The sequence below is a fragment of the Methylobacterium radiodurans genome (assembly GCF_003173735.1).
In the GTDB taxonomy this organism is placed as follows: Bacteria; Pseudomonadota; Alphaproteobacteria; order Rhizobiales; family Beijerinckiaceae; genus Methylobacterium; species Methylobacterium radiodurans.
On record NZ_CP029551.1, the window covers coordinates 4,334,458 to 4,349,353 of the forward strand.

Sequence of the window (14,896 nt, forward strand, 5' to 3'; positions counted from 1 at the left end):
CGGATGCGGGATCGCGTGCTCACTCATCGTGGAGGACCCGGTACTCGGCGCCCTCTATGTCGTCGTACTGGCCGCTCCTGAGGGCCCACAGGAACGCGAACAGGCCGAGCGTGCCGAGTGTCAGGGCGATCGGAATGACGAGGAGCAGGACGTTCATCTCGACCTCAGACGGCTACGGCGGCGGCGTCGGCGATACCAGGCCCGTCCGCGGGATGCGGCCGCGACCGGCCCGTACCGAGGCGAGCCCTCAGGGCGTTCAGCGTCACGACGACGGAGGAGCCGGACATCGCGAGCGCCGCGATCAAGGGGGTCAACAGGCCCGCGGCCGCGAGGGGGACCGCGACCACGTTGTAGGCGGCCGAGAACCAGAGGTTCTGGAGCATCAGGCGGCGCGCCCGTCGACCGGCTGCCAGGACCGCGAGCACGGGCGCGAGGCTGCGTCCCAGGAACAGGGCATCGGCTGCGGCTTGGCTCACGTGTGAAGCGGTCACCGGCGAAAGCGAGGCGTGGGCCGCCGCGAGCGCAGGGGCATCGTTGAGGCCGTCGCCCACCATCAGGACGCGCCGGCCGGACCGCTGCAGCGCCTCGATCCGGGCGATCTTCTCCGGCGGGGTCAGGCCGGCCGCCCAGTCGGTCACCCCGAGCTGTCCGGCGACGGCCTCGACCGCGGCGGACCGGTCGCCGGAGAGGATCAGGACGCGCCGGCCGGACCGTAGCAACGTCGCGACCACGTCGGCGGCGTCGGGGCGGAGCGCCTGCCGCACCGGGAAGGCGACGGGTGCTTCGGTACCCGCTCGGAAACAGATCACCGAGGCATCCGGGTGGGCCGCCAGCACCGCGGATGCCTCTGCCTCGGCCCCGCAGAAGCGGGGTGAGCCAAGACGGAGCTCCACGCCGTCGGCCAGGGCGCGCACGCCGAGACCCGCGGCTTCCTGGGCCCCCGGGAACGGTCCTGCCGAGCACGTACCGGATGCGAGGGCTGTCGCCATCGGGTGCCGGCTCGACAGCGCCAAGCGTGCCGCCGCCTCCAGCACCCCAGGCGCGAAAACGTCTCCGGACAAGGTCGGCTCGGGCAGGGTCAGCGTGCCGGTCTTGTCGAACACGACGGTGTCGATCTCGGCGAAGCGCTCCAGGGCCGTGCCGTCGTTCAGGAGCACGCCCTCGCGGAAGAGGGCGCCCGCCGCCGCCGCCTGCACGGCGGGGATCGCGAGGCCGAGCGCGCAGGGGCAGGTCACGATCAGGACGGCCACGGCATCGAGCAGCGCCGCATGCCATCCGGAGCCCGCCGCGAGCCAGCCGACCAGGGTCACGGCAGCGGCCGCATGGACCAGCGGGACGTAGAGGCGCGTCGCCTTGTCGGCGAGGACGAGCGCCCGTGACCGTGCTTCCAGGGCGCGCCGCATGAGGTCCTCCACCTCGTCGAGCAGGCTGGCGCCAGCTGCCGCGGTCACCCGGACCGTCAGGGCACCGTTGCCGTTGAGGGCGCCGGCAAAGACCCGGTCGCCGCCGCGCACCGTGACGGCGGCGGTCTCGCCGGTCACCAGGCTCTGGTCGAGGTCGGAGGTGCCGTGCTCGACGACGCCGTCGGCCGGCACGCGCTCGCCCGGCCGGACGAGGATGCGTGCGCCCGAACCGAGTTCCGCGACCGGTACGTCGCGCAGGGACCCGTCCGCGTCGACCAGCGTCGCGCCCTCGCTGCGGAGCGCCGCGAGATTCTCCGCGCAGGCCCGCGTCCGCCGACGCATGACCTGGTCGAGGACGCGCCCGATCAGTAGGAAGAACAACAGCATCACGGCGCCGTCGAAATAGGCGTGCGTGGCGCCGGAGAGTGACTCGACCACCGACATCACCAGGGTGAGGACCACGCCGAGCGTGATGGGGAAGTCCATCGTGACCCGGCCGGCCTTCAGCCCACGGAAGGCCCCCTCGTAGAAGGGCCGCCCGGCATAGGCTGCGGCCGGCAGGGCGATGACGGCCTGGATCCAGTGGAAGAGGTCTCGGTTCTCGGGCGTCATGTCCGAGTCGATGCCGGCCCAGACCGAGATGGCGAGCAGCATCACGTTCATCGACGCGAAGCCCGCCACCGCCAGCGCCCGGACGAGGCGCTTCGTCTCGGCGGCTTCCGCATCCGCGAGCCTGCCGGGCGCGAAGGGCTGAGCCTTGAAACCGAGCCCGTCGAGTGCCGCCAGGACGGCGGCGATGTCGGCGTCCGCCTGCGGCTGCCATGTCACGGCCAAGCGGCGGTCCGAGAAGTTCAGCCGCGCGGATGCCACGCCCGGCACGCCGGCAAGCCCGCGCTCGATGGCGTTCATGCAGGCCGCGCAGCGGACGCCCTCGACGGCGAAGGCGGCGCGCGCCGAACCGTCGGGCGCACGCGAGAGGAAGGCGGCGTAGTCCCGGCCGAGGGAGGGCCGCGTATTGGCCTCGCTCCAAGAGGCATGGGCCTCCACGTAGGCGAGCGCCATGTCGGTGCAGCACATCGGGCGCTTCCTTTAATCCAGGATGACCCGGTGCTTGCGCCGGAACGCGACGCCATCGTCGTCGAGCACATCCACGACCAGCTCCCACTGACCTGCCGGCACGACCGGGACGTGCCCCGCGTGGAGGCCGGGCGCCGTCTCGGCGACGGCCACCGCGAGGTCGGCGCGCTTATCGGTGGGCCGCTCCAGGCGGACCCGTACGATCCGGCCGGCCAGCGGGGTTGCGTCGGCCCCCCGGAGCGAGACGTTCACCGCCGCGCCCGTCCGCCCTTCCCGCGCGATGCTGCCGTCGAGGACCCAGCCCCGCGCGCTCTGCGCCCTCGCCCGCTCCAGCTCCGCGTTGTAGCGCTGGCTCGCCCTATAGGGCGAGGGCTCCTCCAAACCGGACCAGGTCCGGAACGCGGAGGTGACCAGGAAGGCGTCGGCGCTGGCGATGGTGCCGAAGAATGCGGCGAAGATCGCGAACACCTTCCGGCCGGTCAGGCCGGTTTTCGAGGGCGGTCGTGGGTGCGAGGCGCTTGCGGTCATGGTCAGGGAGCCTTGAAGGTGTCCTGGGCCCGGGCGGTCTCGCCCGTCGTGGGATCGGCGATGCGGAAGGAGAGCGGGACGCTCGCTTCCGGTCGCGTGCCCGCCGGGGCGAACACGAGGACGCGGAATTCCTGCGTCGAGTCGGAGGGAACGGGCATGTCGCCCGGCGTTCCCCCCACGACCTCGACCCGCGCGTCGGCCAGGCCATCGACCGAGAGCGAGAAGCGCCGCTCCTCCGGCCGCTTGTTGATGAGCCGGACCGTGTAGCCGTTGCGCACCGAGCCGTCGGAGAGCGTCACGAAGAGCGGGTTGCGGTCGTGGATCACGCTCAGACCCGTGAAGCTGCGGGTCGCGAGCCCGTAGAGCATGCCGCCGCCGACGCCTGCCACCAGCACGCCGTATAGCACCGTCCGCGGTCGCAGGACGCGGCTGACGGGCGGCTTGCCACGTGCGCGGCTCCGGCAGTTGGCCTCCGTGTCGTAGCCGATCAGGCCGCCCGGCCGCCCGAGCTTGCCCATCACCGTGTCGCATGCATCGGCGCACAGGCCGCACTGGATGCAGTCCATCTGCAGCCCGTCGCGGATGTCGATGCCGGCCGGGCAGGCGGCGACGCAGGCGAAGCAGTCCACGCAGTCGCCCGCAGGCCGTCCCGCGGCGCGGAGGGCCGTGGCCCTCTTCACGGGGGTCCGGGGCTCGCCACGGTCGCTACGATAGAGGATGTTGAGCGAGTGCTCGTCGGTAAGCGCGCCCTGGATGCGCGGCCACGGGCACATGTAGGTGCAGACCTGCTCGCGCATGTGGCCGGCGAGCGTGTAGGTGGTCGCCGTCAGGGTCAGGATGGCGAGGTAGGCGGCCGGCGAGGCCTGGAAGGTGGCGAGTTCGATGACCAGCGTCGGCGCGTCCGCGAAGTAGAGGACCCAGGCCCCCCCGGTCCACCACGCGATCATGAGCCAGATCGTGTGCTTGAGGCTCCGCAGCACGACCTTCTCGACCGACCAGGGCGCCGCGTCGAGCTTGAGCCGCGCGCGCCGGTCGCCCTCGATCACGCGCTCGACGGCCATAAATAGGTCCGTCCACACGGTCTGCGGGCACAGGTATCCGCACCAGACCCGGCCCGCGACCGCGTTCATCAGGAACAGGGCGAAGGCGGCCAGGATCAGCAGGCCCATGACGTAGGTCACGTCCTGGGGCCAGAGTTCGATGGAGAAGAAGTAGAAGCGCCCTCGGTCGAGGTCGAGCAGCACGGCCTGCGACGGCTCGCCGAGGCCGCGGTTCCAGCGAATAAAGGGGACGAGGTAGTAGATGCCCAGCGTGAGCGCGAGCAGGGCCCACTTGACCGTGCGAAAGGTGCCGCGGACCGCCTGGGGCTGGATCTTCGTCCGTGCGGCGTAGAGCGAGCCGTTCACGGCCGGGATCGCCGCGCGGGTCACCGTCGCGCCGAACTTCTTGCGGCCAGGGGCTGCCGGTATGGGCGCGGCGGCCAGCGTGTCGTTGGGTTCGGCGAGCGACATCGATGCTGTTTTTCCGTGCGGCGACGGGGTCGGCGTCGGTGTCGTTAGCGGCGGCCATCGCCGGCTGCGTTGATCTCGCTCAAACGAGACCGGATGCGGCCGAGGCCGGCCGGTGCGGACCTGCCGTAGCCGTCCACGAAGACGCGACCGCCCGCCGAGGCGCGGGGGCGCTCCGGCGGGCGTCGATCGAGGTACGGGCCCGAGGCCGATCTACTTGCCGCCTCCGAGGCCGTGGACGTATATCGCGAGCGACTTGATGGTCGCTTGATCGAGCCGACCTTCCCAGGCCGGCATCACCCCCTTGCGCCCGTTCGTCACCGTGGCGGCGACCTGCTCGGGCGAGGAGCCGTACAACCAGATCGGATCCGTCAGATCGGGTGCGCCCATCTCGGGATTGCCCTTGGCCCTCTCGCCGTGGCAGCCCGCGCAATTGCCGGCAAACACCTCCGCGCCCTTCTCCGGACTGGCGCCTGCGATACCCGGCCTACCCGAGAGCGCGAGCACGTAGCTCGTCACGGCCTCGACCTCGGCGCGCGCCAGGACGCCGTCACGTCCGAAGGCGGGCATGTCGCCGACATGCGCCTCGCCGTGGCCGGAGCGCGCCCCGTACCGGATGGTGCGCTCGATCTCCTCGGCCGTGCCGCCCCAGAGCCAGTCGTCGTCCTGCAGGTTCGGGTAGCCTGTCCGGCCGGTCGCAGAACTCCCATGGCAGCCCGCGCAGTTGTCTCCGAACGCCGCCTTCCCGGTGGCGAGAGCGAGGCGCAGCAGCGCCGGGTCGGCGCGGATCTCCGCGACCGAGGCGCTGGCGAGGTGGGTCTGGCCGCGGGCGCCGCGTTCCCGGCGCACCGCCTCGACCTCGCTCAACACGGTCTCGCGCTGCGAGTAGCCGAGGACGCCGCCGGTATAGCCGCTCACGAGCGGCCAGGCCGGATAGGCGATCCAGTAGCCGAACGCCCAGACGATGGTGGCGTAGAGGCCGTAAAGCCACCAGCGCGGCAGGGGGTTGTTGTACTCGGCGATGCCGTCCCACTCGTGCCCGGTGGTCTCCGGGCCGGCGGTCGACTTGCCGGGATGCGCGGAATCGGCCACGGCTCAGTCCTCGATCAGTGGAAGGTGGGCGGCCGCGTCGAACCGAACGCGGTTGCGCGGCCAGAAGGCGTAGAGGCAGACGGCGGCGAAGATGACTACGAAGTAGACCAGGCCGCTGGTCTGCGCGAAGGCGGCTGCATGTTCATAGGTCATGGTGCTCACCTGAGGTTCTTCTTGTCTTCGTAGATCTTGAAGTCGACCATGGTGCCGAGGACTTGCAGGTAGGCGATCAGGGCGTCGATCTCGGCCGCCTTGGTCTTGTCGCCGCCGAAGTCGCGCACGTTCGCGCCGGGGTAGCGGCGCTGCAGGTCGGCGGCGCCCGGGCCGTCCGGATCGAGCTGGGCCCTTAGGTCGCCCCGCGCCGCCGCGACCATCTCGTCGGTGTATGGGACGCCGATCGCCCGGTTGGCCTTGAGGTCCTCGGCGATGGCGTCGGCGTCGAGCTGCCGCTCGAGGAAGGCGTAGGCCGGCATGATCGAGGTCGGCACCACCGCGCGCGGATCGATCAGGTGCTCGCGGTGCCACTGGTCCGAGTACTTGCCGCCGACGCGGGCGAGATCCGGCCCGGTGCGCTTCGATCCCCACTGGAACGGGTGGTCGTACATGCTCTCGGCCGCCAGCGAGAAGTGGCCGTAGCGCTCGACCTCGTCCCGCATCGGACGGACCATCTGGCTGTGGCAGAGGTAGCAGCCCTCGCGGATGTAGATGTTGCGGCCGGCGAGTTCGAGCGGCGTATAGGGGCGTACGCCCTCCACCTTCTCGACGGTGCTCTTCAGGTAGAACAGCGGCGCGATCTCCACGAGGCCGCCGATCGCCACGACGAGGAGCGCGCCGATGAGCAGGACGATGGAGTTCTTCTCGAAGATCTCATGCCTCTTCCAGAGGCCGGGTTGGGCGGTTCCCATCGGACTTCTTCCGTGTTGCTGTGGGCGTGATGCGTGAGGGTTGCGGGGCCGCCGCGGCAAGCGGCCCCGGCATCGGCTCACTCGGCCGGGGCGAGGCCGACGGTCGCAGGGAGCGCCTCTCCTGCCGGCGGGGCCTCGCTCTCGGAGGCGGTCTTGCCCGCGATGGTCATGGCGAGGTTGTAGGCCATGATCAGCCCGCCGATCAGGAACAGCACCCCGCCGAGCGCCCGGACGAGATAGTAGGGCTGCATCGCCTCGACGGTTTCGACGAAGGAGTACTCGAGGAAACCCAGGGCATTATAGGCACGCCACATCAGGCCCTGCATGATCCCGGCGACCCACATCGAGGTGATGTACAGTACGATGCCGAGCGTCGAGACCCAGAAGTGCCACTCGACGAGCTTGAGCGAGTAGACCTCACGCCGGTTCCATAGCCAGGGCACGAGGCAGTACAACGCGCCGAAGGAGATGTAGGCGACCCATCCGAGTGCCCCCGAATGCACGTGGCCGATGGTCCAGTCCGTGTAGTGCGAGAGGGAGTTCACGGCCTTGATCGACATCATCGGCCCCTCGAAGGTCGCCATGCCGTAGAAGGCCAGCGACACGACCATGAAGCGCAGGACCGGGTCGGTGCGGAGCTTGTCCCAGGCCCCCGAGAGGGTCATCAGGCCGTTGATCATCCCGCCCCAGGAGGGCATCCACAGCATGATCGAGAAGGTCATGCCAAGCGTCTGCGCCCAGTCCGGCAGTGCCGTGTAGTGCAGGTGGTGCGGGCCCGCCCAGATATACATGAAGATCAGCGCCCAGAAGTGGATGATCGACAGGCGGTAGGAGTAGATCGGCCGCTCAGCGCGCTTCGGAACGAAGTAGTACATGATCGCCAGGAAGCCGGCGGTGAGGAAAAAGCCGACCGCGTTGTGGCCGTACCACCACTGGATCAGCGCGTCCTGCACGCCCGCGAAGATGGGATAGGACTTCGAGCCGAACACCGTGACCGGCATCGCCAGGTTGTTGACGACGTGCAGCATGGCGATGGTCACGATGAAGGCGAGGTAGAACCAGTTCGCCACGAAGATGTGCGGTTCCTTGCGCTTCCAGAGGGTTGCGAGGAACACCAGCAGGTACGCGACCCAGACGATGGTGAGCCAGAGGTCGGCGTACCACTCGGGCTCGGCGTACTCCTTGGATTGGGTCACGCCCATGAGGTAGCCGGTGCCGGCGATGACGATGAACAGGTTGTAGCCGAGCACCACGAACCAGGGCGCGAGCTCGCCCGCGAGCCGGGCGCGGCAGGTGCGCTGGACGACGTAGAGCGAGGTTCCAATCAGGACGTTGCCGCCGAAGGCGAAGATCACCGCCGAGGTATGGAGCGGGCGCAGGCGGCCGAAGCTTGCGTACTCCAGGCCGAGGTTGAGCGCGGGCGCCCAGAGCTGGAAGGCGATGATGCAGCCGACGAGGAAGCCGGCGATGCCCCAGACCATCGCGGCGATGGCCGTGAACTTCACGGGTCCGAGGTTGTAGTTCGGCTTGCCCCCGATCATCTGCGGCGGAGCCTCGTCGGGGCGGCCCTCGTAGCGCTTGAGGATGGCGACGATGCCTGCGATCGCGGCGAGCGCGAAGACGGCCATATGGGCGCCGAACGGGGCGTCGACCGCCCGCGAGGATGCGACGCCACAGAGGAGCGCGCCGACGAGCAAGGAGAGGCCTAAGCCCACCTCCCCCTCCGTCATGTACTTCGATGATGGTGTCGCGGCCATGGCTCGCTCGATTGCCTCTCGCAGGACGGGTCGGGCTGCGATTAGGGCGCCGGGCGGGGCCAGGCGTTGATTTGAGTCAAACGGTGCAGCGGGCGACGGGATGGGCAGCGTGCGGGCGGGCCGCCTGTCCGGTCGCGCCTAGGGAGGACCCGAAAGTCCTCGGCGCCGCAGCGGAGGCGCTGAGGATGCATGCGAACCAGGTTGGCGGCCTTCGGGGTGCCTCCGGGAGCGTCATTCCCCGCCCTCGCCCGCCCGGGATCGTGCCGTGGCCGCCGCCTGTTCGGCTTGCGGCGCCTCAAGCGGCGATCTGGGCCAACCTCCCGGGATCCAGGACGACGATCCGGGCCCGGCCGAGTCGCACGAGGCCCTGCCTCTGCCAGCCGCCGAGGATTCGGCTGACCGTGAAGTAGCTGACGCCCGTCATCTCCGACACGTCCTTCCGGGTCGCCGGCGACGCGATCTCGACGCCTTTCGGGCCGTTGCGTCCGACCTGCCCGACCAACCGCAGCAGGACACTTGCCACCCGCGCCTCGGTGCCCTTGTCCGTCATCTCCGCGAGCCGATCGACCATCTCGCGAGCCCGGTCCCCCACGGTATCGAGCGCGTTGGCCGAGATCGCCGGATGGCGGCGCATGAGGTCCAGGATCTGTACCGCACTCCAGCACAGGGCGGCCGTAGGTTCGGTCGCCGTCGCTGTCGCCGGGAAGGGGAATCGGCGGAACACCGCGACGCAGCCGACTAGGTCGCCGGCTCCCATGAACCGCAACGTCGTCTGCTCTCCTTCCGGATTCACGCGTGTCAGCCTCACCGAGCCGGAACTGACCTGGAAGAGTTGGCTCGGCGCGTCGCCCTGATGGAACAGGGTGGCTCCCGCCGCGAACTGACGGAGCGTGGCCGCGTCCAGCAGGATCTCGGCGGTTCCCTCATCCAAATTCGTGAATAGGGCACCATGCGCCAAGCTTGCCCGTCGCGGCACTTGGTCCATCGCCGGTTTCCCCATCAATCCCCTCCCGGGGCCATGGCCCCCACAACCTGCGGAAGACAATCCAGAGGCAGGAATGCCAAACGGCGGCGGACAATCTGGTAGCCAGGTCGCGCTGGCCGAGTGCATGTGGGTAGGCAGCGAACGCTTCGGGTGCCTTGATTTCGCTCAACGAGGGGCGACGCGGCGCACGAGCCCATGCTTGCACGTCGTCGTCCCTACCTGTCCGGCCGGCTACCCTGTTTGCGCTCGCGCAAAGTAGGAGGCGTGCAGTCGGCGAGGTCAAGCGAGGGTACACCCCGCGATGGGCCGTGGCGGTGCGCGAGCATGGCAGGCACGGCCGCGGGCGGAGCATTGAAGGTGGAGGGCAGCCTTGCGCTTGACGCGGGGTTTCGTGGGCGCGGTGGTTCCGGCGGCCTTGCTCCTGGGATCGGCATGCCGGGAATGCCCTGAGCAGCCCCGGGTACCATGGCACGGCGGGTACCGCCCGGGCTCCTGAAACGGCGACCGAAGATAAGGAACGCAGGATCCACGCTTCCCGCGCCTCGCCGGCAAGACACCTATCCATCAACCGATGATCCTGCGGGACGGCGGGCGCCTCAAATTGCCCTTGAACCAGGTCGCTGCCTACTTGCGGGTCCTCATCAAAGGGTGGACCGGTTGCGTCGCAGGTCTCGACCCGCCACCGCCTCTTCCCGGACTGGCAATGCAGCCCGGGCCCCCCATCGGGCAGACGTCCCTGGGCTGGAGCGGACGCGACACCAGTTCTCGCGGGCCGTTCATCGTCCTCGGCCGGCGGGGAATGAATCCTTGATCCAACTCAAAGCCGACCGGGCTCCGCCCATGGGAAGTTGTCGGTGCTGGAACAGGAGATCGAACCCATGAGCGAGCGTCCGTCATCCCTGGTGTGGAGTCCGATCCGGGCTTTCGCAGCCCTCTTCATCTCGGCCATGACACTCGGGGCCGCTGTGTTGATCGCCGCGTCAGCTCTCATCATCGCGGTGCTGATATCCAATGCCGGCGGCCTGATATTCCAATTGGTCATCGCCAGCATCAAGATCCTGGGGCCGGTGGTGATGGCCATCGTCATCCTGACAAGTGTGTTGCTTAGTTTCGGCCGTTCGGCGCAAGCCTGAGCCACGCTACGTGCCGCGTCGCCGGGCCTTGCCTCCCGACGCGGCCCGCCATCGAGGGCCGGCACGCTCCCCCATCACGAGGGCATTTCGGATACGGTCGAACGCTCCGTAGGCGATGCCCTCGCCGCCGTGCTCGTCTCGCCATTGCTTCTACATCGACCGTAAGGGGCGTCAGCGCTCGCCGCCGGGTCCTCGGTAAGCCTCCCGTGCGCCGAGCCGATCTCGGGCATGCCGAGGACCGTCTTCGTCCTCGGGGCCTTTGTTGCCGTCCGTTAGGTTCGCCCCCCGGCCGGCATTTGCAGGCGGGCGACGCGAGGCTTCTGAGATAACATTCCGGGTACATCCGCAACTCGTACGGCCGCCGGTGGGGAGCGATTTCGTCGGCTTCCTGGATCCAGTGTTCCGGCGCTTCCGTCGTGGCGCCCGGGGGCAACGAAGGGCGTGCTACTCGGCTGCGACGCCGAACGCGGATCCGGTGCGAGGGATGCCGAGGGCGTCCCAGGTCTTGGCGAGCGCCGCGGTGAGCCGCTCGATCTGCGCCGCGTCGTGGAACGGCGAGGGCGTGATGCGCAGGCGCTCGGTGCCGCGCGGCACGGTCGGGTAGTTGATCGGCTGGATGTAGATGCCGTGACACTCCAGCAGGTGGTCGGCGGCCGCTTTGCACAGCTCGGCGTCGCCCACCATCACCGGCACGATGTGGGTCTCGGTGTGCAGCACCGGCAGGCCCGCCGCCTCCAGCGCCGCCTTGGTCTGGGTTGCCTGACGCTGATGCGCCTCGCGCTCGACCTTCGAGCGCTTGAGGTAGCGCACCGAGGCGCGCGCCGCCGCCGCCACGGCCGGGGGCAGCGCCGTCGTGAAGATGAAGCCGGCCGCGAACGAGCGCACCGCGTCGAGCACGGCGGCCGAGCCCGTGATGTAGCCGCCGACGCAGCCGAAGCCCTTGGCCAGCGTGCCCTCGATCACGTCGATCCGGTGCATCACCCCGTCGCGCTCGGCGATGCCAGCCCCACGCTCGCCGTAGAGGCCGACCGCGTGGACCTCGTCGAGGTAGGTCATGGCGCCGTAGCGGTCGGCGAGGTCGCAGATCTTGCCGATCGGCGCCACGTCGCCGTCCATCGAGTAGACGGACTCGAACACGATGAGCTTGGGCCGGTCGCCGGCTTCGACGAGCAGCTCTTCGAGGTGCGCGAGGTCGTTGTGGCGGAAGATGCGCTTCTCGCAGCCCGAGTGGCGCACGCCCTCGATCATCGAGTTGTGGTTGAAGGCGTCCGACAGGATCAGGCAGTTCGGGATCAGCTTCGCGATCGTCGAGATGCCGGCCTGATTCGAGACGTAGCCCGAGGTGAAGACGAGGCCCGCCTCCTTGCCATGCAGATCGGCGAGCTCGCGCTCCAAGTCGACCAGCGGCGAGGTGTTGCCCGCGATGTTGCGGGTGCCGCCCGCGCCGACGCCGCAGCGCCGGGCCGTCTCGGTCATGGCGCCCACCACCTCGGGGTGCTGACCCATGCCCAGATAGTCGTTCGAGCACCACACGGTGATCTCGCGGGTCGAGCCGTCCGGGCGGCGCCAGTTCGCCTGCGGGAAGCGGCCGGCCACGCGCTCGATGTCGGCGAAGACGCGGTAGCGGCGCTCGCCGTGCAGGCGGGACACCGCTTCCCTGAAGAAGCCCCCATAATCGTGACCGGACTTGCCCTGCGTGATCGGAGCCGAGTGGTGGGCGTCCGAAGCCAGCCGAAGGTGCATGCGCAAGTGTCCTTGAGGGCTCGCGGGAGCTCGTCCGCGACGGAAGGGGGCGGCCACGGACGGTTGAGATGGGCTGTGGCGCCCCTTCCTATGCCGAAGGCCCGGGAATCGTGCCTTGATGTTGATCAACCGTACGCAAGGCCGGTACGGGCCAAGTTGGCAGGGCGGCCGAACAGGCGAGCCGAAGCTCGTCCATCTGTCGCTCGGCTTAGTACGCTACGGGCAAGCGCGACGCGGTATCCCTGGCCACGAGTAATGCGTCGTCGCGGTCGGCGCGTCGCGTAATGCGCCAGGGCTGCGCCCGGTCCTTGAATCGCGCCACGACGCACCAGGTGGGCAGGCCGTCATTCCACGCCTCGGGTTCCACGCCGATCTCCGACACCAGCGTCAGCGCTTGGGTGCGGGTCCATGCCAGCCGGAACGGGCCCCGTGCGTGCTTTGAAAGGGTACCTTCCCGAGGGTCGACCGTGACCGTCCTCTCGAAACCCATCAACGCGACGCCAAGGAGGGGTAGACCCACCGCCAACGCTCCCGCCGACACGAGCCATGCGAGAACGGCCGCGCCACCGGAGATTGCGATGCCATGTCGGACGAGGAGTTCCCAGGAAGCGAGGAGCGGGGGAAGCCCCGCGAGGCCAAGGATGGCGCGCGAGCCGCCGCAGAACGCCTCCTCGAACCTGACGACTTCCTTTGTCGGGTCCAACGATCCCATCATTTCGCCCCCGTCCTGGAATCCCCGCCCGGCGGCCGTGCCCAGGCTAGGCGGCTTATTACTCGGGCGAGTAGGCCACGACGTATCGGACCCGGGTTGCGCGCTCCGTCATTGATCCAGCGCAATGCCGAGTACTTCGATGCGGCACATAACAAGTCGTCCGGCACGGTCACTACCTGCCCGACTGCCAAGGAAAACGAAGATATGCGCACCTCACCTGCCCTACTCGCGGCCGCCCTGCTCGCCTGTTCCGGCTTGGCCGCACTTGCGACTCCTTGCGGACAGCAGGTGAGTGCCCTGCAGCGCCGCCTCGACAGCGTAGGTGCCGTGCGCGTGGCCGGGTTGGAGCCCGGCCACACCCTGGCCACCGGTTCCGTCAAGGCTCTTCCTCGCGCACTGGCCGAACAGCCCGGCGATCCGCAGTTGAAGCCTACCCGCGAGAACGTCGCGGCCGCTCGTCTGCTGATCCGCGAGGCGATGGCGGAGGAGGCCGAGGGCAACCAGCGCGGCTGCGAGAACATTCTCACCGACGCCAAGCGTCTCATCGGCGCCCTGCCCTAGCGCGATCGCGATGGCTGGGCCCTGCCGCGGCTCGCCTCCGCGACCATGGAGCTTTTCGCCATATGACGGCGTCCCGTCGCCTCGCGCCGCCTTCGACGCCGGTCGGGCCCCCGTCTCCGGGGGGCCGCTCCAGCACATTGAAGGGCCTCAGGCGGACAACCGGGCGGACACGTCCGGGCCTGTGTCACCTTTCTCGACGCCAGGCTGCAGGCCGCCAGAGCACTCGGTCCGCAGGCATCAGCCTCGCGGGGCACTTCTTGCGCCCACGCGGGCTGGTTAGCCTGAATCAAGCTTGCCGCGTCAGATTCTTCAGAGGAGAAACCCGCGGTCCACGTGTGTCACACGCCTTGCTACCTTACCGACACCGACGATGGCAGGATCTTTGTGCCCGGCAACCCGGTGAGTGGCTTTGACTGCCCCCGCAAGGCGCGGGCTGCGGCCGACCGGGCGCTCGGCTCCATGACGACGGAGGTGCTGCCAGGCGGGGAGCGCCACGTGCTCAGGGCGATCGTGCGCGACGAGGCTGATCAGGTGATCTATGAGGCGGCCGTAACATTTGCGGGGGAGTGGAAGATCCCGATAGCCGCGTGACTGCGGTACCCGACCCCGTGACAGCAATCCATGTTGCAAAGTGCGCCTCAGAAGCGCATCAATCGTCGACTCCTCATTCGTGAGCGTCCACGATGGCCGGCAGGATTGTGCGCTTTACGATCTCGGCCGCATCGGCAGCGGGGTCGCGCGAGGCCACACGGGTGAACGCCGGCAGCGCGATGGTGCTGGCGGATAGATGGGTTGGCGAGGGATGCTGGGATATTCGCATCACCGACCCAGGCGGCATCGAAAGAGGCCTGTCTACCTTCAGGCAGACGTTGCCTATGCTTAGACGTATCGCCTCCCGGCAAACAGACATGTAGCACGCGGCCCGCCCGGTTCGCCGCGGCAAGTTTTCTTGGGCCTTCGATCCCGGTGGGCGGAAGGAACAAGGGGCCTAGCGCGTGGCGTCCAGCCCATTGTCGAACAAGGTCGTGTAGTCGAGCCTCGTAGCCGTCAGCCGCGCTTCCAGCTCCAACGACTTGATCCGATGACGTCGCGAAAGGTAGCGCGGGATCTCGGCCGACCCGGGATCCCCGGCCGCCTGGCATTCCGCTGCCTCCGATGCGAACTCACGGGCCAGCAGCTCGTCAGCTTTGGCCCCATTCACCGGAAGCCGCATCAACTCCAGCATATCGGCTCGCATACGTCTTCCCGTGCTGATTGAGTCCTTAGCCTCAACTGGGCAATCGCGCTCTTACGTCTACGTGAGGTTGATCCAAGGAGGCCACGGCTCATAACCCCCGCTCCACGCCCAACCGCTTGAAGGACTGAGTCGGGAGCGCCCGTTTGATCGCCCAACCTAGCTGAGGTGAGGAGCAGGAACCCGCCCCATGCCGGGCAAGCCCAGCCACATCGTTGGCCGTGTCGAGACAATCCCTGACCGTGCGGTGGGACGCCG

Annotated in this window: 15 protein-coding genes; 3 read left to right on the plus strand and 12 right to left on the minus strand. The window is 68.8% G+C overall.

All coding sequences use genetic code 11. The annotated features are described in order from the left end of the window. Window positions 1-19 precede the first annotated feature (19 nt). From ccoS to DK427_RS20340, 9 genes are all read right to left on the minus strand, one after another. Window positions 20-157, minus strand: a complete 138-nt coding sequence (gene ccoS / locus DK427_RS20300) for a cbb3-type cytochrome oxidase assembly protein CcoS (protein WP_109952847.1) — start codon at window positions 155-157, stop codon at window positions 20-22. A gap of 7 nt (window positions 158-164) precedes the next feature. Then, a complete protein-coding gene (locus tag DK427_RS20305) occupies window positions 165-2,480 on the minus strand; it encodes a heavy metal translocating P-type ATPase (protein ID WP_109952848.1) in 2,316 nt (771 codons plus the stop codon). A gap of 12 nt (window positions 2,481-2,492) precedes the next feature. After that, entirely contained in the window at window positions 2,493-3,008 is a 516-nt protein-coding gene (locus DK427_RS20310) for a FixH family protein (protein WP_109952849.1), read from the minus strand. A gap of 2 nt (window positions 3,009-3,010) precedes the next feature. After that, a complete protein-coding gene (gene ccoG, locus DK427_RS20315; protein ID WP_109952850.1) occupies window positions 3,011-4,519 on the minus strand; it encodes a cytochrome c oxidase accessory protein CcoG in 1,509 nt (502 codons plus the stop codon). A 210-nt stretch (window positions 4,520-4,729) separates the two neighbouring features. Beyond that, window positions 4,730-5,608, minus strand: coding sequence for a cytochrome-c oxidase, cbb3-type subunit III (gene ccoP, locus DK427_RS20320; RefSeq protein ID WP_109952851.1), 879 nt, complete (start codon window positions 5,606-5,608; stop codon window positions 4,730-4,732). 3 nt (window positions 5,609-5,611) lie between these two features. Next, entirely contained in the window at window positions 5,612-5,761 is a 150-nt protein-coding gene (locus DK427_RS20325) for a cbb3-type cytochrome c oxidase subunit 3 (protein WP_109954285.1), read from the minus strand. A gap of 5 nt (window positions 5,762-5,766) precedes the next feature. After that, window positions 5,767-6,513 (minus strand): cytochrome-c oxidase, cbb3-type subunit II, encoded by a 747-nt coding sequence (gene ccoO / locus DK427_RS20330; protein WP_109952852.1) that lies wholly within the window; start codon window positions 6,511-6,513, stop codon window positions 5,767-5,769. A gap of 77 nt (window positions 6,514-6,590) precedes the next feature. Then, the gene (ccoN, locus tag DK427_RS20335; RefSeq protein ID WP_109952853.1) at window positions 6,591-8,270 is read right to left on the minus strand and encodes a cytochrome-c oxidase, cbb3-type subunit I; all 1,680 of its coding nucleotides are present in this window, start codon (window positions 8,268-8,270) and stop codon (window positions 6,591-6,593) included. Window positions 8,271-8,565: 295 nt separating this feature from the next. After that, window positions 8,566-9,255 (minus strand): Crp/Fnr family transcriptional regulator, encoded by a 690-nt coding sequence (locus tag DK427_RS20340; RefSeq protein ID WP_109952854.1) that lies wholly within the window; start codon window positions 9,253-9,255, stop codon window positions 8,566-8,568. Between the two features lie 878 nt (window positions 9,256-10,133). Between DK427_RS20340 and DK427_RS20345 the strand changes: the two genes are divergently transcribed. Then, on the plus strand, window positions 10,134-10,388 hold the full coding sequence (locus DK427_RS20345) for a hypothetical protein (protein ID WP_109952855.1): 255 nt from the start codon (window positions 10,134-10,136) through the stop codon (window positions 10,386-10,388). 444 nt (window positions 10,389-10,832) lie between these two features. On the opposite strand, the gene hemA is transcribed toward DK427_RS20345, so the two are convergent. Then, a complete protein-coding gene (hemA, locus tag DK427_RS20350) occupies window positions 10,833-12,131 on the minus strand; it encodes a 5-aminolevulinate synthase (protein ID WP_109952857.1) in 1,299 nt (432 codons plus the stop codon). Between the two features lie 208 nt (window positions 12,132-12,339). Next, the gene (locus tag DK427_RS20355) at window positions 12,340-12,834 is read right to left on the minus strand and encodes a hypothetical protein (RefSeq protein WP_162559863.1); all 495 of its coding nucleotides are present in this window, start codon (window positions 12,832-12,834) and stop codon (window positions 12,340-12,342) included. 105 nt (window positions 12,835-12,939) lie between these two features. Here DK427_RS20355 and DK427_RS26510 point away from each other — a divergent pair, with 105 nt between their 5' ends. Beyond that, on the plus strand, window positions 12,940-13,404 hold the full coding sequence (locus DK427_RS26510) for a hypothetical protein (protein WP_162559864.1): 465 nt from the start codon (window positions 12,940-12,942) through the stop codon (window positions 13,402-13,404). Window positions 13,405-13,803: 399 nt separating this feature from the next. Then, window positions 13,804-13,995, plus strand: a complete 192-nt coding sequence (locus DK427_RS20360) for a DUF6894 family protein (protein WP_162559865.1) — start codon at window positions 13,804-13,806, stop codon at window positions 13,993-13,995. Between the two features lie 397 nt (window positions 13,996-14,392). Here the strand turns inward: DK427_RS20360 and DK427_RS20365 are convergent, their stop codons facing one another. Further along, window positions 14,393-14,629, minus strand: a complete 237-nt coding sequence (locus DK427_RS20365; protein ID WP_162559866.1) for a hypothetical protein — start codon at window positions 14,627-14,629, stop codon at window positions 14,393-14,395. Window positions 14,630-14,896: the final 267 nt, after the last annotated feature.